The 21,434-nt window shown below is 50.7% G+C and carries 22 protein-coding genes; 11 read left to right on the top strand and 11 right to left on the bottom strand.

Annotated elements, in window-relative coordinates; translation table 11 throughout:
• The first annotated feature begins 20 nt into the window (after window positions 1-20).
• The 6 genes from trpB (at window position 21) to AC27IB_RS07815 (ending at window position 4,829) form a co-directional block, all read left to right on the top strand.
• On the top strand, window positions 21-1,208 hold the full coding sequence (gene trpB, locus AC27IB_RS07840) for a tryptophan synthase subunit beta (RefSeq protein ID WP_296046992.1): 1,188 nt from the start codon (window positions 21-23) through the stop codon (window positions 1,206-1,208).
• Window positions 1,201-2,007 carry a tryptophan synthase subunit alpha gene (gene trpA, locus AC27IB_RS07835; protein ID WP_296046990.1) on the top strand — a complete coding sequence of 269 codons (807 nt, stop codon included), beginning with the start codon at window positions 1,201-1,203 and terminating at the stop codon, window positions 2,005-2,007. The genes trpB and trpA overlap by 8 nt, the downstream gene beginning before the upstream one ends.
• Window positions 2,008-2,010: 3 nt before the next feature.
• Window positions 2,011-2,310 (top strand): YciI family protein, encoded by a 300-nt coding sequence (locus AC27IB_RS07830; RefSeq protein ID WP_296046989.1) that lies wholly within the window; start codon window positions 2,011-2,013, stop codon window positions 2,308-2,310.
• A 102-nt stretch (window positions 2,311-2,412) separates the two neighbouring features.
• A complete protein-coding gene (locus tag AC27IB_RS07825; protein ID WP_367269659.1) occupies window positions 2,413-2,805 on the top strand; it encodes a PepSY domain-containing protein in 393 nt (130 codons plus the stop codon).
• Window positions 2,805-3,500 carry a response regulator transcription factor gene (locus AC27IB_RS07820; protein ID WP_296046987.1) on the top strand — a complete coding sequence of 232 codons (696 nt, stop codon included), beginning with the start codon at window positions 2,805-2,807 and terminating at the stop codon, window positions 3,498-3,500. The genes AC27IB_RS07825 and AC27IB_RS07820 overlap by 1 nt, the downstream gene beginning before the upstream one ends.
• A gap of 3 nt (window positions 3,501-3,503) precedes the next feature.
• On the top strand, window positions 3,504-4,829 hold the full coding sequence (locus AC27IB_RS07815) for an ATP-binding protein (RefSeq protein WP_296046984.1): 1,326 nt from the start codon (window positions 3,504-3,506) through the stop codon (window positions 4,827-4,829).
• Here AC27IB_RS07815 and AC27IB_RS07810 read toward each other — a convergent pair.
• A complete protein-coding gene (locus tag AC27IB_RS07810; protein WP_296047029.1) occupies window positions 4,801-5,880 on the bottom strand; it encodes an AI-2E family transporter in 1,080 nt (359 codons plus the stop codon). The two genes, AC27IB_RS07815 and AC27IB_RS07810, sit on opposite strands and share 29 nt — an antisense overlap.
• Window positions 5,881-5,981: 101 nt before the next feature.
• On the opposite strand from AC27IB_RS07810, the gene AC27IB_RS07805 reads away from it, so the two are divergent.
• The gene (locus tag AC27IB_RS07805; protein ID WP_487120092.1) at window positions 5,982-6,878 is read left to right on the top strand and encodes a TIGR01777 family oxidoreductase; all 897 of its coding nucleotides are present in this window, start codon (window positions 5,982-5,984) and stop codon (window positions 6,876-6,878) included.
• Here the strand turns inward: AC27IB_RS07805 and AC27IB_RS07800 are convergent.
• Genes AC27IB_RS07800 through AC27IB_RS07785 form a run of 4 tightly spaced genes read right to left on the bottom strand, consistent with a single transcriptional unit; the run spans window position 6,875 to window position 11,914 of the window.
• Window positions 6,875-8,005 (bottom strand): DUF6136 family protein, encoded by a 1,131-nt coding sequence (locus AC27IB_RS07800; RefSeq protein ID WP_487120090.1) that lies wholly within the window; start codon window positions 8,003-8,005, stop codon window positions 6,875-6,877. The genes AC27IB_RS07805 and AC27IB_RS07800 overlap by 4 nt on opposite strands.
• Complete coding sequence (locus AC27IB_RS07795; RefSeq protein WP_487120088.1) at window positions 8,002-8,625, bottom strand: ABC transporter ATP-binding protein; 624 nt, start codon at window positions 8,623-8,625, stop codon at window positions 8,002-8,004. The genes AC27IB_RS07800 and AC27IB_RS07795 overlap by 4 nt, the downstream gene beginning before the upstream one ends.
• Before the next feature lie 51 nt (window positions 8,626-8,676).
• Window positions 8,677-11,214, bottom strand: coding sequence for an ABC transporter permease (locus tag AC27IB_RS07790; RefSeq protein ID WP_487120086.1), 2,538 nt, complete (start codon window positions 11,212-11,214; stop codon window positions 8,677-8,679).
• Entirely contained in the window at window positions 11,204-11,914 is a 711-nt protein-coding gene (locus tag AC27IB_RS07785; RefSeq protein ID WP_296047027.1) for an ABC transporter ATP-binding protein, read from the bottom strand. The genes AC27IB_RS07790 and AC27IB_RS07785 overlap by 11 nt, the downstream gene beginning before the upstream one ends.
• A gap of 18 nt (window positions 11,915-11,932) precedes the next feature.
• On the opposite strand from AC27IB_RS07785, the gene AC27IB_RS07780 reads away from it, so the two are divergent.
• Complete coding sequence (locus AC27IB_RS07780) at window positions 11,933-12,649, top strand: arylesterase (protein ID WP_487120084.1); 717 nt, start codon at window positions 11,933-11,935, stop codon at window positions 12,647-12,649.
• A 65-nt stretch (window positions 12,650-12,714) separates the two neighbouring features.
• Window positions 12,715-12,909 (top strand): hypothetical protein, encoded by a 195-nt coding sequence (locus AC27IB_RS07775; protein WP_487120082.1) that lies wholly within the window; start codon window positions 12,715-12,717, stop codon window positions 12,907-12,909.
• On the opposite strand, the gene AC27IB_RS07770 is transcribed toward AC27IB_RS07775, so the two are convergent.
• Window positions 12,900-15,797 carry a bifunctional diguanylate cyclase/phosphodiesterase gene (locus tag AC27IB_RS07770; RefSeq protein WP_487120080.1) on the bottom strand — a complete coding sequence of 966 codons (2,898 nt, stop codon included), beginning with the start codon at window positions 15,795-15,797 and terminating at the stop codon, window positions 12,900-12,902. The two genes, AC27IB_RS07775 and AC27IB_RS07770, sit on opposite strands and share 10 nt — an antisense overlap.
• Window positions 15,798-16,127: 330 nt before the next feature.
• Here AC27IB_RS07770 and AC27IB_RS07765 point away from each other — a divergent pair, with 330 nt between their 5' ends.
• Window positions 16,128-16,463, top strand: a complete 336-nt coding sequence (locus AC27IB_RS07765; RefSeq protein ID WP_296046971.1) for a PadR family transcriptional regulator — start codon at window positions 16,128-16,130, stop codon at window positions 16,461-16,463.
• On the top strand, window positions 16,463-17,122 hold the full coding sequence (locus AC27IB_RS07760) for a permease prefix domain 2-containing transporter (RefSeq protein ID WP_487120078.1): 660 nt from the start codon (window positions 16,463-16,465) through the stop codon (window positions 17,120-17,122). The genes AC27IB_RS07765 and AC27IB_RS07760 overlap by 1 nt, the downstream gene beginning before the upstream one ends.
• A 65-nt stretch (window positions 17,123-17,187) precedes the next feature.
• On the opposite strand, the gene AC27IB_RS07755 is transcribed toward AC27IB_RS07760, so the two are convergent.
• The 5 genes from AC27IB_RS07755 to AC27IB_RS07735 form a co-directional block, all read right to left on the bottom strand.
• Window positions 17,188-18,465, bottom strand: coding sequence for an amidohydrolase family protein (locus AC27IB_RS07755; RefSeq protein WP_296046967.1), 1,278 nt, complete (start codon window positions 18,463-18,465; stop codon window positions 17,188-17,190).
• Window positions 18,462-19,880, bottom strand: coding sequence for an amidohydrolase (locus AC27IB_RS07750; protein WP_296046966.1), 1,419 nt, complete (start codon window positions 19,878-19,880; stop codon window positions 18,462-18,464). Before AC27IB_RS07750 ends, AC27IB_RS07755 begins: the two co-directional genes overlap by 4 nt.
• 118 nt (window positions 19,881-19,998) lie before the next feature.
• A complete protein-coding gene (gene dusC, locus AC27IB_RS07745; RefSeq protein ID WP_487120075.1) occupies window positions 19,999-20,943 on the bottom strand; it encodes a tRNA dihydrouridine(16) synthase DusC in 945 nt (314 codons plus the stop codon).
• 59 nt (window positions 20,944-21,002) lie between these two features.
• Complete coding sequence (locus AC27IB_RS07740; protein ID WP_296046962.1) at window positions 21,003-21,224, bottom strand: DUF1289 domain-containing protein; 222 nt, start codon at window positions 21,222-21,224, stop codon at window positions 21,003-21,005.
• A complete protein-coding gene (locus tag AC27IB_RS07735; protein WP_487120073.1) occupies window positions 21,193-21,372 on the bottom strand; it encodes a hypothetical protein in 180 nt (59 codons plus the stop codon). Before AC27IB_RS07735 ends, AC27IB_RS07740 begins: the two co-directional genes overlap by 32 nt.
• Window positions 21,373-21,434: the final 62 nt, after the last annotated feature.

Raw genomic sequence — 21,434 nt, 5'->3', positions numbered from 1 at the left:
TATATTCAACAGGACATTTCATGAATCAATTAGATACAAAATTTGGGGAATACGGCGGCATGTATGTGCCCGAGCTGCTTATTCCTGCGCTGGATCAGCTTGAACAAGCGTTTCTTGATGCCAAAGATGACCCGGAATTTAATGCCGAGTTTATGTCACTTTTAAAAGATTACGCAGGACGTCCAACCTCGATGTTCCTGACCCGTAACCTGGTGTCTAACCCTAACGTAAAACTCTATTTAAAGCGTGAAGACTTGCTTCACGGCGGCGCGCACAAAACCAATCAGGTGCTGGGTCAGGCACTGCTCACCAAACGGATGGGCAAAACCGAAGTCATCGCCGAAACCGGAGCCGGTCAGCACGGTGTGGCCACTGCGTTGGCCTGTGCCCTGCTTGGTTTAAAGGCTCGCATTTACATGGGCGCAAAAGACGTTGAGCGTCAGTCACCTAACGTGTTCAGGATGCGACTAATGGGAGCTGAAGTCATTCCGGTAGATTCAGGCTCAGGCACCTTAAAAGATGCGGTAAACGAAGCCCTGCGCGACTGGTCAGCCAACTACGACAAAGCACACTACCTGCTCGGTACTGCAGCCGGTCCTCACCCGTTCCCGACTATTGTACGCGAATATCACCGTATGATTGGTGAAGAAACCCGGGCGCAAATTTTAGAGAAAGAAGGTCGACTGCCAGATGCCGTAGTGGCATGTGTGGGCGGTGGCTCTAATGCCATCGGCATGTTTGCCGACTTTATTGATGAACCTTCGGTGCGCTTGGTGGGTGTGGAACCTGCTGGTAAAGGCGTACATACCAAAGAACATGGTGCCGCTATTGGCAAGGGTACCAAAGGCATTCTGCATGGCGCCTATACCTATATTATGCAAAACCCCGATGGTCAGATTGAAGAGAGCTATTCCGTATCAGCGGGGCTTGATTACCCGGCGGTAGGACCTCAGCACGCATACCTTTCTGATATCGGTCGGGCTGAATACTTTTCTGTTACCGATGAAGAAGCCCTCAATGCCTTCCAGTTACTGGCGCGTAAAGAAGGGATTATCCCCGCCCTTGAGTCATCTCATGCGCTGGCCTATGCGTTAAACATGGCGGATGAAGCCGAAGAAGAAACCATTATTGTGGTAAACCTGTCTGGCCGGGGCGATAAAGATCTTGGTCACGTAATTAGTATTTTGGGAGATGACCTGAATGGATAGATATGCAGCCATGTTTGGCCGTTTAAACGAGCAGAACGCCGGCGCGTTTGTGCCTTTTGTGATGGTCGGCGATCCGGACATAGAAACGTCAGAGAAAATCATTACCCAACTGATCGAGAGCGGCGCCGATGCATTGGAACTGGGGATCCCGTTTTCAGACCCGGTAGCCGATGGCCCGACGATTCAAAAAGCCAGTATCCGGGCATTGGGAAGCGGCGTAACCCCCGCCGCCTGTTTCGAGTTACTGAAACGCATTCGGGCAAAATACCCTGACGTGCCGGTAGGCTTGCTACTTTACAGCAATCTGGTACTGGCCAAAGGGGTAGAAGGCTTCTATGCACAAGCAGCTGATGCTGGCGTCGATTCAATATTAATTGCCGATGTGCCAATCCGCGAAGCACAGCGATTTATTGATACCGCCAATGCCAACGGTATTAAACAAATACTGATTGCGCCGCCTAACGCCACGGATGCCACGTTTAAAGCCATTGGTGATCTGTCGGCCGGCTATACCTATTTACTTGGCAGAGCCGGTGTAACAGGGGCAGAAACCGCAGCCACCATGCCAGCGGCTTCATTAATTGCACGACTGACCAGCGTGAATGCAGCACCGCCACTGCTCGGCTTTGGGATTTCAAACCCTGAACAGGTAAAGCATGCTATTGAAAGCGGTGCAGCCGGTGCCATCTCTGGCTCAGCTACCGTTAACCTTATTGAGCAAAACCTCAATGACGTACCGGCAATGCTTGCTGCCCTGGGGCAGTTTGTGTCGCAAATGAAAGCAGCCACAGGAAAATAACCCATGTTCTATATGATATGCGCCACGGATAAACCCGACACCCTGGGTGAGCGTTTAGCTGCGCGTCCGGCACACCTGGCGCGCCTCAATGAGTTAAAAGATCAGGGGCGTTTGCTAATTGCCGGCCCATTCCCTGCCATCGACAGTGATGATCCGGGCAGCGCAGGCTTCACCGGCTCGCTGGTCGTAGCGGAATTTAGCAGTCTGGAAGACGCTCAGGCCTGGGCCGACGCCGATCCTTATATCGATGCCGGGGTTTACCAGGAAGTCGTGGTTAAGCCCTACAAAAAAGTGTTGCCCTAACTCCCCCTCCCGCGCAAAGCTGCTATAAGCTTTGCGCTCTTCTCCCCCGGTGGTACTATAATTTATAACGGTTAAGGACGGAGCAATATTGCCTGACTTTTTATGGTGCCCGATAAGGTTCTGGATGAGCCTAAGCACGATTCAGACAATATTCAGCCTGACCAGGCTATCCTGCTGATAATAACGAATGATTGGGTACTACCCAACGAGTGGAGTGACATGTTCAAAAGCGTTGTGACCGGTGTATTGCTTGTTATGCTGACTGTCTGTGCGCCTGGTGCAATGGCCCGGCAAGACAAGCAAAAACCCGTTAAAAACTCGACCCAGGCGGCTCAACAGGCCAAGCGCCATGTTGAAGGCCGAGTGTTGAAGGTAGACACCAAGAAAAGCTCCTACCGGGTAAAAATGCTGAAGAAATCAGGCCGGGTTGTCTCCCTCGATGTGGATAAACGGTCCGGACAAGTTAAACCCAGCAAGCGCAAGGATGATAATTAGTGAGAGTATTAGTCGCAGAAGACGATAGCCGTCTGCTGATGCAGTTAGATAGTTTATTCCAGCAACAAGGATTCAGCGTCGATTTGGCTGACGATGGTAAAAAAGCCTTGTTCCAGCTAAAAGAAGTGAATTACGATTTAGCGGTTATCGACATTGGTCTGCCCAAACTCGATGGCTTCGACGTTATACGCCAGGCACGCAGCAGTGATATCAGCACGCCAGTCCTGATCCTGACCGCTCGCGACCGCTGGCAGGAAAAAGTGGAAGGACTGGATGCCGGGGCTGACGACTATCTTACCAAGCCCTTTCATAATGAAGAATTACTCGCCCGGGTCAAAGCGCTGATCCGCAGGGCGTCCGGCCAGGCCAGCTCTACGATTGAATTTGGCCCCGTGGTGCTCGACATGCAGGCTAAGGAAATCCGCGTTAACGCCCGCGCACTGGACCTCACCGCCTATGAATACAAGGTAATGGAATATCTCATGCTTCATCCGCAGAAGGTAATTTCCAAAACTGAGCTGACCGAGCATATTTACGATCAGGACTTCGATCTCGACAGCAATGTGATAGAAGTCTTTGTTGGTCGCTTACGCCGTAAACTCGACCCTGAAGGTACCTTAAAACCCATTGAGACCCTGCGGGGCCGGGGTTACAGGATAAGTCGCGAACTGGCTCAGGACGCTAGCGGCAGCTAACCAATGCCGAACCTGTCGCTGCGGCTGCGCAGTTTGCTTATTGCCATACTCGCCCTGGGAATTTTCATACCGGTTACCGTATTAACACTGTCCAAGGCATATACCTCCAGTTTATTGCAAGCCAAATACAGCGAACTGAAGCTGATGAACCTTGCCATGATCTCGGTATTCGAGTTTGATGACGGTGTCAGTCAGATGCCCGACATGCTCTACGATGAGCAGCTTAACCTGCCCGACTCCGGGTATCTGGGCGCCATTACCATTAATAACGAACTGGTATGGCAATCCGCCTCCAGTGTTTACACCGTGTTCGATCCCCAGACATCAACGCCAGCTACCGGTGATGAAAATTTTGTCACTCAGTTTGCCTTTGAGAATTCCGATGGTGAGTATTTCGCCTATAGCTTTACGGCTGAGTTCGATGATGGCGAACGGTATATCCCGGTCAGTTTTTATGTGTATAACGACAGACAGGACTTTTTGCAGGAGCGGGATGCCTTTCTGCGCTCCGTATGGCAATACCTCGGGGCCCTGGGCGCAGGATTATTGGTGGTACTGATTCTAGGCATGAACACCTTGCTCAAGCCCGTACGGTTGCTGATTGGCGAAATACAGCAAGCCAGTGGCGGTAACCAAACCCGGTTAATGGAAGACTATCCGCCTGAATTTACCCCGCTCAAACAAAGCATTAATCAATTACTGGCCGGCGAAGCTGAACAACGGGAGCGCTATAAGAACAGCCTCGGTGACTTAGCTCACAGTCTCAAAACCCCGCTGGCAGTAGCAATGGGTACCTCATCCTTACCCGAGTCAGCCAGAGAGCCGTTGCAACAAATTGATGCCCTGATTAAGCGCCAGTTGAAGCGGGCTTCAGCCGGTGCCTCAGCGTGGAGTCAGGGCGTGCCGGTGATGCCGGTTGCAGAGCAATTGATCGCAGCCCTGAATAAGGTGTATCGCGACAAGGCATTGCAGCTTAAGGCATCCGGTGATGAAGGCGTATTTTTTGGTGATAAAACCGATTTGATGGAAATTCTCGGCAACCTGATGGATAACGCCTGTAAGGCAGCTCGCCACCAGGTAGTGGTTTCGGTTAAACAGTTATCGCGGCAAACCGAGTTGTGCATTGATGACGATGGTCCGGGCATACCGGCTGAACAAGTCGAACGGTTGCTTAACCGCGGGCAACGACTCGATGCCTACACCGACGGTCAGGGTATCGGCATGGCCGTGGTTACCGATTTACTCACGGCCTATGAAGGTAAACTCTCCATTGAGCGTTCAGCCTCAGGCGGCGCAAGTATCAGGGTAACTTTGCCGGCTCCTCGCTAGCATGACGATGTTTCGCTTCATCGAGCACGGCTTCCCCATCGCTGGACAATAAAATGGCCAGCCAGCGGCTTTCTTCCCGGGACTCCAGGGCAATCTTCACAATCATTGTTAGCGGTACAGAAAGTAACATGCCCACACTCCCCAGCAGCCAGCCCCAGAAAATTAACGACAGGAAAACCACCAGCGTTGAAAGGCCCAGACCGCGCCCCATAAACCGGGGTTCAACCACATTGCCCATAACAGTATTGATCACCACAAAACCCAGCGCCACCAGGCCGGCTTCCCCGCCGCCGTATTGTACCAGCGCCATCAATACTGCCGGTACAGCGGCAATAATAGAACCGATATTCGGAATATAGTTAAACAAAAACGCCAGCACGCCCCAGAGCAGAAAATGATCGACTCCCAGAATATACAACCAGGTACCGGCCAGCAGACCGGTGGCCAGACTGACCACCGTTTTAATCGCCAGATAACTGTTAACCGACTGAATAAAACGGTCGATGTGATGCATTTTCATTTGGGGATCAGATAGCGCAATATGCAGGCGTCTTGGGATCCCTTCCGCTTCAAACAGCATAAAAATCACAGTAAGCAGGATTAAAAACAGATTAGACAGCACGCCGCCCATCCCACTTAAAAAGTTAGTTACCATAGACATGGCCATGCCCGGATCGAGATAGGAAATAATTAAATCTTTATCCACATGAATATTAAAACGCGCGAGTTGATTCACTACCCAGGTAAATTCACCAGAGAGTTTCTCCCGGTACTGCGGCATATTTTCGCGGAATTCAGCCAGTGACTGTCCAACTAAACCCGCCAACATAAAACCAAATACCACAATTAACAGTATAACCAGAGTAATAGACAGCCATCGTGGGATGCGGTATTTCGACATCCACAGAATCAACGGGCCACAGGCGATTGCGATAAAGCCGGATAAAAAGAACGGCACCATAATAGTGCTGGCAGCTTTAATCCCGGCCAGTATTACAATCAGGCTGGCAAAAATGAGCAGGGCTTTAGCGGTTGGCGACAGAGTTGACATAAAAGACTGGTTTCGCTGGCAAAATGCCACGCTACCAGATTTAACCAGAATTAGGTAGCCCTGAGCGCGCAGCCAGGTACAAAGAGTGTAACGGAGCATGTATGCAAATATTCATAACTGGCGGCACAGGCCTTATCGGGCAACATCTGATAGCAAAGCTTGCCCCTGCACATCAAATCACCGTGCTCACCCGTTCAGAGGCGAAAGCACGGTCTGTTCTGCCAGCCGCCGTGACGGTTGTTGATAACCTCGACACACTTGCAGATTTTAATGACTATGACGTGGTGATAAACCTGGCAGGAGAACCCATTGCCGATAAGCGCTGGACCAGTCAGCAAAAACACCAGATCTGCCAGAGCCGTTGGCAGCTGACGACCTCGCTGGTAACAAAAATCAACGCATCCACAACGCCCCCGCATACATTCATATCAGGTTCCGCTATTGGCTATTATGGCCGTCAGGGCGACAAACAGGTCACAGAAAACAACACTGAACCGCATCAGGAATTTACCCATGTGGTGTGCCATCGCTGGGAACAGATAGCCGAAACGGTTAAACAGCACTGTCGTGTATGCCTGCTGCGAACCGGAGTGGTGCTGGCGGCTGACGGCGGCGCACTGGATAAAATGCGGCTGCCCTTCAAGCTCGGCCTTGGTGGCCCCATAGGCAGCGGTGACCAGTATATGTCCTGGATCCACCTGGACGACATGGTGGCCGCGATCAGCTTTCTGATGACCCATTCTCAGTGCAGCGGTCCATTCAATTTAACCGCCCCCCAACCGGTAACCAATAAAGACTTTGTCAGCGCGTTTGCCAGTGCCCTTAATCGCCCGGCCTTTATTCCCATGCCGGGGTTCGCATTAAAAATCATGATGGGTGAAGCAGCAGACATGCTACTCACTGGTCAGCGGGTTATCCCTGAGAAGTTGCTTGATGCCGGCTTTGAGTTCAGATTCGACACCGTGGATAAGGCGTTCGCTGAGACAGAAAAAAGTTAAACAAGCAAGCTGACAAGAACAACAAGAGTCCCTGTTAGCAGTGGAAAAAACAGATAGTATCCGGGCCTGAGCAGAATACCCGCTTGCGTGGTGGCGTAACTCAAAAAGAAAAACCCCCATTGACTCAGCGATAACAGGTCAAACTTTACTATAAGCAGAATGACAGGCAGGCAATATGCCAGGCAATAAGCGAGTGCCTGAACGTTGCCATTACGATCGCTCAGGGGGAGCGCATTCAAATAGTAGTGGTAACGGCACCGCAGTGACTGCAGCTCCAAAAGCTTTGTTGCCGAAATAACGCTCAGTACAAAGGCCACTAACATACCAGCGGGAGCCCTGGCACTGATGTCAATTTGCCTGATAAACGTTGCACTAATGACGAGTAGCAGCAGGATCACCACAGCTCTCAGCAAGGTAGGCTTGGTGTGGTTTATATCCTGCTGCAAAAACAGACGCCAGAACCCTTGTGGCAAAGCGGCCAGGGATGGCGCGGGTAAGCGAACCATGCGCTCAACCAAAACGGCCATTACCAGCCCCAGTAAACAAAGCCAGGGCGACTGCATTTGGCCTGCCCACGGCATGGCTATCAGTGGCAACAGGCCTAAGCTGAGCCAGGGTTTTACCGAGCCCATCGCACTCTGGCAATAATAGAAAGTCAAAACCAGTAACCCGCTGACCGGATAGAGCTGAGCAACCGAAATCCACAGCTCGCCACGCAACAGCTCTTCAAAATGGCCGTACACCATGGCCACAAGCACGGCAGCCGGTGCCAGAATAAAAACGTTGGCCGCATACAGTAACAAGCCCAGTTCAGTGCCTGCCCGTTGCCAGCCTGAAACCGGTAACGAGCGGTCATACATAGCGTGATCAGCCGCTGCCAGTGCTTGTTTTTGCATAGCTATCCAACAATATGCCAGAAGCAGGTAACCCCATAATGTATAGAAAAAACTCTCTCCCTGAGCGTCCTTATCGGCCAGCACTCCAAGGGCCAGCAGCGGTAACAGCAATAAGGCGTAAAGGGCCATCGGGAATAACGCTACAATGCCGGTGCTTACCTGAGTGAGGCTTTCCAGCCACTGTCTTAAGGCGTGCTGATAGAGCTGGCGGCGATATTGCCAGTAGTTCACTTATCGTGTACTCCGCTCGCGTCGAGGTGCAAATGACGCACGTCATTGGCACTTGAGAAGACCTGCGGTTCATGACTGGCAATCACTAACTGACCTTTGTAAGCGGCAAAACAGCCTTGAAGCGCGTCACGGGTTTTGTCGTCCAACCCGTTGGTGGGTTCGTCCAGTAACAGCAACTCGGGCTCGTGCATAAGAGCCAGAATAAGACTGAGCTTTTTGTAATTGCCAAGTGAGAGATCCTGCACCCGGGTATTAATAAAAGGCGTTAAGCCAAATGCGGTAACCCACGGATAATCGGCCCAATGGCAATCCGGAACACAGTGAAACTGCCGCGCATGAAAAGCCAGCATTTCAGTGACCTTAAAAAAGCCCGGCAGATTAACTTTGCTGGCGCTGATACCGATTGTTCGGCGCATGGCAGTCTCAGCGACATTTTGCTGATTAAACCGCACGGCGCCCTGGCTGGGTGTCAGAATACCAGCGGCAATTAGCAGTAGTGTGGTTTTTCCGGAGCCATTAGCGCCGGTGAGCACTACCCGTGGCTCGGGCAGTGAAAGTGTTAAATTGCCAAAAAGCGTTCTGGCACCAAAATGATGGCTGACCTGTTCAAAGCTTAACAACGCCTGCTCCCTTCTCTACAACCCGAGGCCTGCCCCCGGGCCGTTCCTTGTTTACACCATTTTACGCAGTAATTGCCCGGTATTGAGACGTAACAGGCGATAACACCCTATCCCCCCCAACACGCCAACAACCAAAGCGCCAACCAGCGGAGCTATAACCCAGTATTCCCAGTGCATAGAGGCCTGCATATCGAAAATCCGGCTTTGCAGCAAATACAGACTGACTTCGTTGGCCATTGCAGCCATCAGGCCGGCAACGGTGCCAATAATCAAAAACTCGTTGATAACGCTGAAGCGGATCAGGCTGCCTTTAGCGCCCAATGTGCGCAGTATAGCGAGTTCCTGCTGACGTTCATCCATGCTCGCCTGAACTTGCGCAAACAGTACCAGGGAACCGGCTATTAGAACCAGTACCAGAATAAATTCCACGGCCAGTGATACCTGGTCGATAATTTCGCGTACCTGGTTAATTCTGGCATCCACATCAAACAGGGTGACCGAACTAAAGGGCAGCATCAGCGCCGTGATATCGGCTTTACGATCGCCATCAAGGTGGAAACTGGTAATGTAAGTGGCACTGAACTCCTGCATCGCTGCCGGATGCAGTACAAAGAAAAAGTTAGGTTGCATGGTTTGCCAGTTAACTTCTCGAATACTGGTTACCCGGGTCACCACAATTTCACTGCCCACATTAAAGGTCAGTAGATCATCCAGCGCTATATTCAACCGGGTCGCAACGCCCTCCTCTACCGATACCGGATAAATTTGTTGACCACTTTCAGTCATATCCTGCCCATCGGGTTGCCAGCTTTCGTGCCACTGCCCTTTAACTACCGTATTTTCGCGCTGTAACCGCTCGCTCCAACTAAGGTTAGCTTCCCGGCCAAGGCCTCGACGCCCTTCGCTTTGCTCCGGATCTTCTTCTTTGGTGACTTCGGTATTTACCCGTTCATCATTGACTGCCACGAAACGGCCACGGACCACCGGATAGAATTCGTCCACACTGACCTGATTATCGGCAAAATGTGCCTCCAGCGGTGCTCTTTGCGCCTCGGTAATATTGGCCATAAAGTAATTGGGCGTATCCACCGGCAACTGTGCTCGCCACTGAGCAATCATATCGTTGCGCATTACCAGAACCACCAGCAACAGCATAATGGTTACCGAGAAACTGATAAGTTGCACGCTGTTATCCATAGCGCGGCGGCGAATACGGGCCCACGCCAGCTGCCATGAGCCCATTGCCCCCTGTCCTAACCGCCGGCCGACGGCTATCAGGCCAAAGGTGACACCTAACAGGGTAATCACCAGGAGTACACCGGAGCCAAATAAGATGGCACTGATTTCCAGATCGCGGCTGTAAACCCACATGAGCAGGAAAATAGCGCCGCCTGATGCGCCGAACTGCAGCCCTCTGGAACTTAACCCTGAGTCCATGTCGCGACGCAATACCCGCAAGGGTGGTACCGAAAATAACCTAAGCAGCGGATAAAGTGAAAACAGCACGGCACAAATGGAGCCGGTAAGCACGGCGATAAAGACCGGTCGCCAGTGCCAGACATCCAGCGACACATCTACCTGACCAGCAAGAGCCGAGACAACCAACTGCTGAATAATGACACCGGCAATGATGCCAATGAGGATCCCCAGCAGGGTAATAAACATAATTTGCAACACATACACCCGGCGAATCATTTGTTTGGTTGCGCCCAGGGTTTTAAGGATAGCCACCGGATCAAAATGGCGCTGACTATACCGCTGTGCTGCCACAGCTATCGCAACCGCCGCCAACACAATGGCCAGCAGGCTGGCCAGAAGAAAATACCGTTCTGCGCGGGCAACCGAGCGGCCAATGGCGGAATCATCATCCCCGACCTGCTGCCAGCGGTGTAATTCGTCATCGAGATTCTGTCGAAGCCAGTCATAATAGGCTTCAATCAGCGAATTCTCACCGGCGAAATACGCTTTATACGTTACCCGACTGCCCGGCCCGGTAATATTCGTTCGGGCCAAATCGTCCAGCGCTATCAGCACCATAGGATCGGTATTAAAAACACTGAATCCCTGATCGGGAATTTCTGATAACACCTGACTTACCGTAAACTCGCCGTCGCCAATATACACCGTATCGCCCAGCTCGACGTCAAGCAGCTGAAACAGCCTGGAGTCGATCCATATTTCACCGGCAAGCGGCGATTTATCAGTGGCTGAGGGGGTACCAAAAGGCTTGTCAGCGAGCTGAATTTCACCTTTGAGTGGATACTGCGGACTCACGGCCCGTAAATCCACCAGCGACATTTTTTGTTCACCGAAGGCCATGGACCGGGTACTGACCTGCTCAGCAGTGGCCAGCCCATCGGCTTCGGCCTGGCGTTTCCAATCGTCGCTGATAGGCTTGCGCGAGCGCAGCTGACTATCTGCGGCAATAAACTGCGAAGACCGCTCAACGAGCGCCCCCTGTAGCCGTTCGCTGAATAACGATAACGACAACACGGCGGCGACCGACAGAATAATGGCAAACAGAATGATAGTGAGCTCGCCCCGCCGGGCTTCGTGCTTAAATAACCGCCAGGCAAGATTAGCTACCATATGCGAGATCCTTTTCCTCTGCGGCCAGCGGGGAAACGGTAATTTCGGTTAGCTCTCCGGCCTGCATCTGCAGTTGCCGTTCACACTTTTTGGCCAGTTCATTATCATGTGTCACCAGCACCAGGGTGGTGCCAATTTCCCGGTTCAGGTTAAACAATAAGTCTTCAACTCTGACACTGTTAGCAGCATCCAGATTGCCGGTTGGCTCATCGGCAAACAGAATTTTAGGTTGCCCGATAAAGGCTCTTGCAATGGCCACCCGTTGTTGCTCCCCCCCTGATAATTGGTTGGGATAATGGTGAGCGCGATGGCTTAAGCCCACTTGTTCAAGGATAGCCTGGGCGCGTTTGTGAGCGTCAGGCAAGCCGGCAATTTCAGCCGGTAGCATCACATTCTCAATCGCCGTCAGGCTTTGCACCAACATGAAACTTTGAAAGATAAATCCCACTTTCGCGCCGCGCAGTCGGGCTCGCTGTTCCTCGTCCATGTTATGCAACGACGCAGCGTCCAGAAATATCTCGCCACTGCTGACTTCATCCAATCCGGCAAGTAAGCTCAACAAGGTAGATTTTCCGGAACCGGACGCCCCGACAATAGCGATGGACTCCCCGGCCTTGACTTCAAAGGAAATAGGCTGAAGGATCTGTAACGAACCTTCACTCGTATTAACGGTCTTAGTAATGTCTTTGGTTTGAATCATATAGGAGCTATTGTCGTTTTGATTTGTCATTGTTTATTCCGTCGTGGACCCACTCTTAAGTGGATAAAAACACTGGTATTACTAATACCTTTTGTACTGTTTTCAGATCAATTACTGGCGCAATCAGCGACTGCTAAGCCTGCCAGTCAGCAAAGCAGCTCAACGCCATCAGATACACGCTTGCTTATACTTGGAGATAGCCTAAGTGCGGGCTATGGTTTGTTGCAAGCACAAAGTTGGGTTAGTTTGTTACAAAATATCTGGCTCGACGAGCAACGCGGGATTGATGTGATAAATGCTGCGATTAGTGGCGAAACGACCGATGGCGGCCTGGCAAGACTGCCCCGCTTGCTTGAGCAACATCAGCCTACCGATGTATTAATTGAACTCGGCGGTAACGATGGGTTGCAGGGGCATAACGTTGGCAAACTGCAGAACAACCTTACCCGGATGGTGCAACTGGTCAAAGACTACGGTGCCCGGGTTTATCTTCAGGATATGGAAATCCCGACCAACTACGGTCGACGCTATAATCAGATGTTCAGCAATACCTTTGAACAGGTTGCCGATGCCCAGGATATTCCGCTGATTCCGTTTTTCCTGCAGGATATCGCCCTTGATGAATCTCTGATGCAGCGCGATGGGATTCACCCCAACGCCGAAGGCCAACCGCTTATTGCAGAGTTTATGCACCAGCAGCTATCGCCTTTTTTGTTTTCCGACACCGGGAAATAATCGCATTTTTGATAAATCCACCTATAATTGGATATTAACTGAACAGCTATTTTGAGGGGTAAAGAATGGAAATTGGACAATCACCCATCGACAGTGCGTACTCGCGACCAACGCCAGATCCCGCGGAACGCAGCGAGTCGCCACGTCAGGAACGCCTTGAGAGTAATCAGAGTGATGCGCCGACGCCCACTCCTCCGTCATCTTCCCAGCCAACAGCAACCACCGGTTCAGTAGGCCGCAATATCGATACCTACGCCTGAGGTAACAAATACTTTTGTTCGAACTCTGCCAGCGGTATGGGTTTGCTGTAATAAAATCCCTGTACCCGATGACAACCGAGTTGTTTGAGCAGTTGTTCCTGTTCGAAAGTCTCCACCCCTTCAGCCAGTACCCGCAAGTCAAAGTTAGCTGCCAGGTCGACAATGGATTTTACAATACCTGCACCTTCGCCAAGTTCTAGTTTGGACGTGAACTCACGATCAATTTTGAGTTTATCCACCGGCAGCTTATCGAGATACGCCAGCGATGAGTAACCGGTACCAAAGTCATCGATGGCCACATGAAACCCGACTTCGCGAAGCTTTGATAAGATGGCACTTGCTGACTGAAAGTTTTCGATGATGGCACTTTCCACAATTTCCAGCTCAATATAGGCCGGGTCAATTTGCTGAAGTTTGAGTTCTTCTGTCATCCTTAACAGCAGTTCGTTGTCGGCTAAATCGAGGGCCGATATATTGAATGACAAAAACAAGTCCCGACCAGCCTGTTCCCAGCGTTTGATAATGCCAAAGGACTCTTTTACCAACCACCCCGTGACCAGTCGAATAGCCCGGGTTTGCTCTGCCACATCAATAAAGGCCGCCGGGGTAAGAAACCCTTTTACCGGGTGATTCCAACGCAACAGGGCCTCTGCCCCCACCACTTCGCCACTGGCACTGTCCAACTGAGGTTGCAGGAATAATTCAAGCTCATTTTCGGCGATCGCCCTTTTCAGCTCCGCGGCGATGGTCAGTCGGGAACTGGCTTCTATGAGAATATCCTGAGTAAAGAATGCCAGTGCAGCGCCGCCGGCCTGTTTTGCTTTATACATAGCCGCATCAGCGCGCACCAATAAGTCTTCACTGTTGTTGGCATCTTCCGGGAAACAGGCTATGCCAACTGACCCCCCAACATTGATTTCCTGTTCGCCAGCCAGATAAAAGGGCTGGTTCATTTCAGCAATGAGTTTGCGTGCCAGGGTTTCAAGTTCTTCACGCTGATGATACTCCTCCACCAGCAGCACAAACTCATCGCCGCCCATTCGAGCCAGTATATCCGATGCTCTTAACCGTGATAACAGACGCTCGGTTACCATTTTCAGCAACTCGTCGCCGGCCAGATGGCCAAGACTGTCATTGACCACTTTGAAGCGGTCGAGATCCAGATAAAGTAAAGCACACTGCTGATTTGAACGTTCACTGCGCGACACCGCGTGCTGAAGGTGTAATTGAAACTGCACCCGATTAGGTAAGCCGGTTAATGAGTCATAATGAGCCAGGTGTTCGAGCTTTTCTTCAGATTGTTTTAGATTAGTAATATCCGAGAAAACGCCAAGGTAGTTAATAATGTCACCGCGGTCATTTTTAACCACCGAGACACTGAGTAATTCAGGAAAAACCGTGCCATCCTTACGCCGGTTTAATATCTCACCGCGCCAAAAACCGGATTCAGTCAAAGTTTGCAACATGGCTTCCATAAACCGTTCTTCCACTACTCCCTCGCCAAGGAAGAAAGGAGATCTGCCAATCACTTCAGACTCTGAGTAGCCGGTGATTTCAGTGAAAGCCGGGTTAACTGACACAATTTTGTGATGCGTATCGGTAACCACAATCCCCTCCAGGCTGTGATTAAATACCTGCTGACTCAACTCCCAGCGTTTTTGATACTCCAGTTGCTCAGTGGTATCCATAACCAGCGAGTAAAGCAATCGCTGGCCGCCACTATCTACCGGGGTATTAAACACCTCTACATCACGCACTTCACCTGAGGCCAGGCGATGTTTAACATTGAATGTTGTCGACCGTTGTAACAGCGCCTGTTTTACCCTCGACATAATAGAAGTTTGTTCCTGTGCCTGTAAATCAAACACCGTCATACCGGAAAACTGCCTGGCGCTGTAGCCGTAATAATTCAACGCCGCGTCGTTCGCATCTACAATATTGCCAGCGTCATCAACAATCAGCATAACCACTGCGTGCGCTGAGAAAAATTGCCGAAACTTTTCTTCCGAGGTCGTCAGGGCTTCGAGCTTTTCCTGCTCTAATAAGGAATTGTTATACCTCAGCTGGACAATATAAAAGGCAATGGCATTAATGATAAAAGCCAGCACCCAGAACAAAGGGTGAAACTGAAAAGAGACCCAGCCCCCGGCAGGTTGCGCTGAAAGCTGCCACTCACCGTAGGGCAACTGAATAGACAGTTGAACCGGCGTTTGAATAGTGCCTACGGCCTGACTGCGAAAGATTTCGGCCATATTACCAAACTCATTCCGGCCGGTGATCAGTATATCGAGATCGGCATCTTCGATGAAGCCGGCGTCACTTAGTACGCCGCGATAATCCAGTACAACAGAAATTATTCCCCATACGCCGCTATCATTGATAACGGGTAATCGCGCTATAAACCCCACTCCCCCCTGAACCAGACTAACCGGACCATCCAGTACCGGCGAGCCGGTATCAGCAGCAGTAAAAGCCGACTCCCGCTGCTCTTCATTAATCCGATAATCAAGACCTAAGGCTTTTTCATTACCGGCTACGGGGTAAATCAGGTTGACCACAAATCCGCGCGCCGCGGCGATATTGATAATGTTATTGCGCTGTTCCAGCAAGCGGCTCATATAGCGGCTAAAGCCAGCCTGATCGATTTCGGGATTCAACGATATGTAAGCGGCAGCCCCCCGGATCAGCTCGATATTTGTATAGAGCTCAAACTCCAGGTTAGAACGAAGCAAACCCAGCTTTTGTGTAACCCGGTTAATTTGCTCTTCCCGTTGCCACTTACTGGCACCATAATCCGCCGCCAGAGTGACCGAAACGATAACCGTGAATACGCTTAAAAATAGCCAGACCGGGCGATGTTTTTGATGAGGTTTTTTGTGACTACGCAAGACAATCCTATTTCAATAAACGAAGTCATTTAACCGTTGGCACGCCAGCACAAACGCAGAGCGAAAATGGTTAAAGAAAATACAATTCTCAGATACCACTAGCATAGGACAATTTGCTGTAGTTTGCTGATATTTTTTAAAATTCTGACAGAAAGACGGACAGCGATTGACGCCGTTTCTGGTTTATTTACCGTGTTTGAATAAAATTGACTGTGTTTTTTATAGGCGCGCATACCAACGTATCAATTTTTATTAGCTTTACATTGTAGAACAAACTACACTTACGCCAATTTCTTTTACTTTGTAGTACAAAATACAGTTGGAACATGTATGGGTAAGTCACGATTTTTAGGTGAGTTTGAACAGTTTGTGTTACTCGCCATTTTACGCCTCGGGGAACAGGCTTATGGCACCACTATTCGTCAGATACTGCTCGACGTAATTCAACGGGACGTCAGTATCGGCGCGTTGTACACCACCTTAACCCGGCTTGAAGAGAAAGGACTGCTCAGTTCAGCAATGGGAGAAGCTACTGCTGAACGGGGAGGACGGGCAAAAAAATATTTTAAAATAACGGGGGAAGGTAAGCGAGCGTTAGCAGAAACACGCCAGTCACTGGATGCCATGTGGCGGGATGTAAAACTGAGTTTTGTTGGGGTGCAATAGTGAACAATAACTCACCACCACGCCTGGCCGAGGCATTGCTGGCGAAAATCCTGCCGGCGCATCTTAAGGACCCTTTGCTGGGCGACCTCGAAGAACAGTTCAGAGAAATTCAACTTAAACACAATAAACAGTCCTGTCAGTTATGGTACTGGCGCCAGGCACTGATCACTTCATTTCACTTTGTTAACCAAACACAAAAGGCGCTTATTATGTTTGCATTCAGTATTGTATTTTTTGCCGGATTAACCTTTTTTGCCATGGAGCTTTCCGGTGGTAGCAGTATGTTCTTTGATGTGCCATCGTTTATTATTACCTTGCCACCAGCGCTGGTATTTACCCTAGCGGTTACCTCGCCGACAAAGGTTAAACAAGCTTTTAGCAGTCTGCTGTCAGGGCACGTTGAATCTTTGCGGCATGTCCAGAGCAGTGTCATGGTGTTTGATGTGCTTGGCTCGTCCTGTTTGTGGCTGGGCGCAATTATGACCCTGCTGGGCTGGGTAGCTATGGGCTCTAACATCACTGAAGTTAAGGTTATTGGCCCGGCGTTTGCGGTTTCGGTGCTCACCCTGATGTATGCCATGAGCGTGAAACTGGTTTGCTATGTCGCCAGCCAGCGAATCACTTACCTGGGTCAGAGGCTGACAACGAATAGCGACTAACCATTCGCTCGCCGCAAAAAAAAGCCGGCAGCTTGAGCTACCGGCTTATCGCGTCGCTTGCAATACTAGCGAATATACTGTGATGTCTCGCCCGACTCAGCCCGCTGTTGATAGCGGTCCCGAAGTTTGATCTGACGGGATGTCATGTCAATCTGCTGGCCATCGATGAGCACCACTTCCGGTGCTTCGGTAACCTCCAGCGGATCGCCACTCCAGACCACTACATCGGCTTTTGCCCCCTTCTTAAGTACACCGAGTTGGTCGGACATACCAAAAATGCTGGCCGGATTTACCGTGAGAGCTGCCATTGCACTCTCCCAGGACATCCCAAACGCCACGGCATTACCCGCATGCTGAGTCGCCAGGCGGATATTATGAGTCTCCATTCCCATTGCGACCATTACCCCCGCCTCTTCCAGCCGACTGGCATTGGCCAGGGTTGCACCGAGCTGTTCAAAACTGCCAGGCAAATTAAATTCCGGATCGATAATCACCGGAATATCCGCCGCCGCCAGTTCATCCGCGACACGCCACGCTTCCATACCTTTTACCAGTACCACCCTGATTTTGGGATAGCGCTGTTTAAACGCGATCACCTGACGAATATCCGCAGCGCGATCGGCAAACATTAGCAGTGGTGTTGTACCGTCTACCACTGGCTTTAAGGCTTTGATGTCAGCCCGGCTGTTGAGTCCATGCCATTCGGATGACGGGCTCAACTGTGCGGCATCACTTACCTGCATGGCTTCACTGATGGCTTCGTTCAACATCACCCACAGCGCAGCTCTGGAACCGCCACGGCTGTCTGCCCCATTGTTACCCACATTCACGGCCGTAAATGCCTGCGGTTTTAATATCGAATCAGCGGCGCCGGATAGCGTGATTACCGCGCCCAGTCCATGAAATAAGCCGTCGCTGCGCGAAATACCACTAACTGCCGACGTGATCCCCTCAACCCGGCTAATCGCCAGCAAACTGGAATCCGGATTCACCGCATAGCTAACATCGAAAGCCGCGCCGGTAGATGAAACAGGATTCGATGATACCGAAGCATCTACTGTGCCGGCGGAACTGCTGACCTCAACCAGACCCAACTGAGTATAAGCACCAATCAACCCCGGCGTTACATACTTACCGCTGGCATCAATTGTTGTGTAGCCCTCAGGCACTGAGGATGACGTATTAACCGAAACTATTTTATTGTTTTCAATAAGTACCGTAGCGGCATCGAGTGTCCCCTGCGCCGTGCCGGTAAACACTTTACCGCCAACAATTGCCAGTTTATCGGCCAGGGCGGCACTGCTCACCGTTGCCAACAGGCATATCGTTAATAATGACTTCATTTGATATCTCCCTCGCCCACTTGTCCTAACTCAAAATCTGCCACCGGCCAGGTCGCCGGATCACTGAGATCAAAAGCCAGTCCACCGTCGATATAGACTTTGTCTGCTCTGGCATAAGTTGAGAACGGGTTAGCACTCCACAGCACTAAATCGGCATTTTTACCGACTTCCAGAGAACCGGTTTCATCAAAAATACCCAGGGATTTAGCCGGGTTGGCTGACAACCAGATCCAGGCTTCCTGTTGACTGATATCAATGCCTGCACGGCGGCCGTCAGACCAGGCTTTGGCAGCCTCCTGATTAAGTCGCTGAATGCCTAAATCACTGTCGGAATGCACAATCGCACAGGCGCCGGCCTCGTGCACCATTGGAATGTTTTCGCGGATGCCGTCGTAGGCTTCCATTTTAAAGCCCCACCAGTCGGCCCACATTGCCGAACAAACGTTATTCTCCGCCAGTAAATCGCCAATCTTGTAGGCTTCCACACCGTGCTGGAACGAATAGATCTGATAGCCGAACTCTTTCATGACATCCATCATCACGGCCATTTCATCGGCGCGATAACAATGCATATGAACGCGGATCTCATCTTTTAACACGCCCATCAGGGTATCGAGATTTAGATCGCGCTTGGGCGGCGTTGGATTTTTCCCCGCATCATAGTCCGCTTCGTACCGCTCCCAGGCACGCCTATAGTTTTCAGCATCGGCCCATGCCTGGCGATAACCGGCTACATTGCCCATACGGGTTGAAGGTCCGCCTTTTTTGCCATAAACCCGTTTCGGATTTTCTCCACAGGCCATTTTGAGTCCGTAAGGCGCATCGGGAAATTTCATTTCCTGCATAGTACGATCCGGCACATTTTTCAGTACCACTGAACGCCCACCAAACAGGTTGGCAGAGCCCGGTAAGATTTGCAGCGCGGTAACGCCACCGGCCAATGCACGGCCAAAGCCAGGATCCTGAGGCCATACCGAATGTTCAGCCCACACATTCGCAGTGACTGGCTTAACCATTTCGTTTCCATCCGAATGTGAATGGGTAGAGGGATTAGGGTAAACCCCTAAATGGCTGTGTACATCAATAATGCCCGGTGTGACCCATTTACCCGTGCCGTCGATTACCGTAGCGCCGGCGGGAATATCCAGGCTTTCACCGACAGCGGCAATTTTGCCGTCGGCAAAGTACACCATACCGTTATCAATTTTATTACCGATGCCATCTAAAATAGTGACGCCGGTAATCACCGTTGGCGCGCCAGGAAGAGGCGTATATTGACTGGGAAATGGATTTTTATCGATAGTCACTTTCGGTGACTGCTCGGCTTTTTCCGCTTTATCGTCTGCACAGGCAGAAAGCAGCAAAGCACAGCAACACGCCGCAGTAAGACTTAACTGCTTCAGGTTAATAGTCATGCATTACCTTTGTTCTAATAGTTGTCGTTTGAGTGCCATAACCGATCATGCATTAATTCAATGCTGATGGGTCTGACTTACGGTAGCGAATAGCAAGACAACGTACAAGCAGCAAAAGCTATTTTGCAGTGGCAGCCGATTGTTGTAGCACCGCAACAATTTCATCGGCCTTTTGTAACCGGCGGATATTATCAAACAGGACTTCCGCCTGGGGGTATTGGCGCTTCAGGTAGCCACACCATTGTTTCAGACGGTTCGGATAGTAGCGGCCTTTATCGCCGTATATCTCATAACCCGAATAGTCTATCAGTAAGCGGGCCAGTTCAGGCCAGCTCATGGGCGGCTCGTTATCACGAATGTGACGGGCCAGATTAGGCATAGCCAGAGCACCGCGGCCAATCATTACATCATCGCAGCCCGACATTTCCTGGCAGCGTTTAGCATCGTCATAAGACCAGATTTCTCCATTCGCTATCACCGGTAACCGGGTATGCGCACGAATTTTCTTGATCCAGTCCCAGTACGCCGGTGGACGATATCCCTCGGTTTTAGTGCGGGCATGGACTACCAGCTCGGATGCACCGGCTTCATCAATGGCCACCGCATTGTCGATAGCCAGCGATTTATCTTCAAAACCGAGACGAATTTTTGCCGTTACGGGCAAATGGGCGGGCACTGCCTCTCGCACAGTTTTAACGATACCATGCAGCAACTCAGTATATTGCAGTAACACTGCGCCGCCTTTACTTTTATTGACCGTTTTAGCCGGACAACCAAAGTTTAAATCGACGCCAGGAGAACCCAACTCAACAGCTGTTAAGGCATTTTCTGCCAGCCACTGAGGGTGCTGCCCTAATAACTGTACGCGAACGGGAACGCCACTGGGGGTTTTCCCCCCCTCGTGCAATTCAGGGCACAGACGGTAAAAGGTTTTGTGGGGAAGTTTTTGGTCAACGATACGAACGAATTCTGTTACGCACAGATCAAAACCGCCTACCCGGGTAAGCATGTCGCGCATTAAATGATCAACAACGCCTTCCATCGGCGCCAACAAAACTCGCATAGTATTCAGTATTCAAAAAATAAGGGGGCGGATTTTAGCAGAACATTAGGCGGCTGGCATCAGAATTGGTACTTCTGCCCTGAACGTAAAGCAAAGCGTTTTTCACACCGATTTAAAATGGCGCGACGCTCTGTGGCATCGGCACTGTGCCAACCAGTGATTTCATTAATATGGCGCTGACAGCCCAAACAAATGTCCTCATCATCCAGGCAGCAGTTACCAATGCAGGGCGATGTGGCAATTGCCTGTTCAACAGGGACTCTGGGTGTGAACTTTTTCATTATTCGCGATCAGTTCCTCGGTAAACCACAGGCAAACATAGCAGCCAAACCGGGCATCGAGTTTAGCAAAAAAATCGGCTTCATTACTGGCTTCATACCTGACCAGTCTTTGCCCTACCCCTTCATATAACAATGCAACGTAAACCATGATATCCCCGCAACGCGTTAAGCATAGCGAGGAGTATACATTTAGACGTCTAGAAATCCAAA

It is taken from the genome of Alteromonas sp. 4NH20-0104 (assembly GCF_057547795.1).
The sequence above is the reverse complement of the archived record's forward strand: the minus strand, read 5'-3'. Positions and strand labels throughout refer to the sequence as shown.

Excerpts from the sequence above, each read along its gene's own strand:
- trpB (WP_296046992.1), top strand. The coding sequence starts at position 21 with ATGAATCAATTAGATACAAAATTTGGGGAATACGGCGGCATGTATGTG.
- trpA (WP_296046990.1), top strand. The coding sequence starts at position 1,201 with ATGGATAGATATGCAGCCATGTTTGGCCGTTTAAACGAGCAGAACGCC.
- AC27IB_RS07830 (WP_296046989.1), top strand. The coding sequence starts at position 2,011 with ATGTTCTATATGATATGCGCCACGGATAAACCCGACACCCTGGGTGAG.
- AC27IB_RS07825 (WP_367269659.1), top strand. The coding sequence starts at position 2,413 with ATGGTGCCCGATAAGGTTCTGGATGAGCCTAAGCACGATTCAGACAAT.
- AC27IB_RS07815 (WP_296046984.1), top strand. The coding sequence starts at position 3,504 with ATGCCGAACCTGTCGCTGCGGCTGCGCAGTTTGCTTATTGCCATACTC.
- AC27IB_RS07810 (WP_296047029.1), bottom strand. The coding sequence starts at position 5,880 with ATGTCAACTCTGTCGCCAACCGCTAAAGCCCTGCTCATTTTTGCCAGC.
- AC27IB_RS07805 (WP_487120092.1), top strand. The coding sequence starts at position 5,982 with ATGCAAATATTCATAACTGGCGGCACAGGCCTTATCGGGCAACATCTG.
- AC27IB_RS07790 (WP_487120086.1), bottom strand. The coding sequence starts at position 11,214 with ATGGTAGCTAATCTTGCCTGGCGGTTATTTAAGCACGAAGCCCGGCGG.
- AC27IB_RS07785 (WP_296047027.1), bottom strand. The coding sequence starts at position 11,914 with ATGATTCAAACCAAAGACATTACTAAGACCGTTAATACGAGTGAAGGT.
- AC27IB_RS07775 (WP_487120082.1), top strand. The coding sequence starts at position 12,715 with ATGGAAATTGGACAATCACCCATCGACAGTGCGTACTCGCGACCAACG.
- AC27IB_RS07765 (WP_296046971.1), top strand. The coding sequence starts at position 16,128 with ATGGGTAAGTCACGATTTTTAGGTGAGTTTGAACAGTTTGTGTTACTC.
- AC27IB_RS07755 (WP_296046967.1), bottom strand. The coding sequence starts at position 18,465 with ATGAAGTCATTATTAACGATATGCCTGTTGGCAACGGTGAGCAGTGCC.
- AC27IB_RS07750 (WP_296046966.1), bottom strand. The coding sequence starts at position 19,880 with ATGACTATTAACCTGAAGCAGTTAAGTCTTACTGCGGCGTGTTGCTGT.
- dusC (WP_487120075.1), bottom strand. The coding sequence starts at position 20,943 with ATGCGAGTTTTGTTGGCGCCGATGGAAGGCGTTGTTGATCATTTAATG.
- AC27IB_RS07740 (WP_296046962.1), bottom strand. The coding sequence starts at position 21,224 with ATGAAAAAGTTCACACCCAGAGTCCCTGTTGAACAGGCAATTGCCACA.
- AC27IB_RS07735 (WP_487120073.1), bottom strand. The coding sequence starts at position 21,372 with ATGGTTTACGTTGCATTGTTATATGAAGGGGTAGGGCAAAGACTGGTC.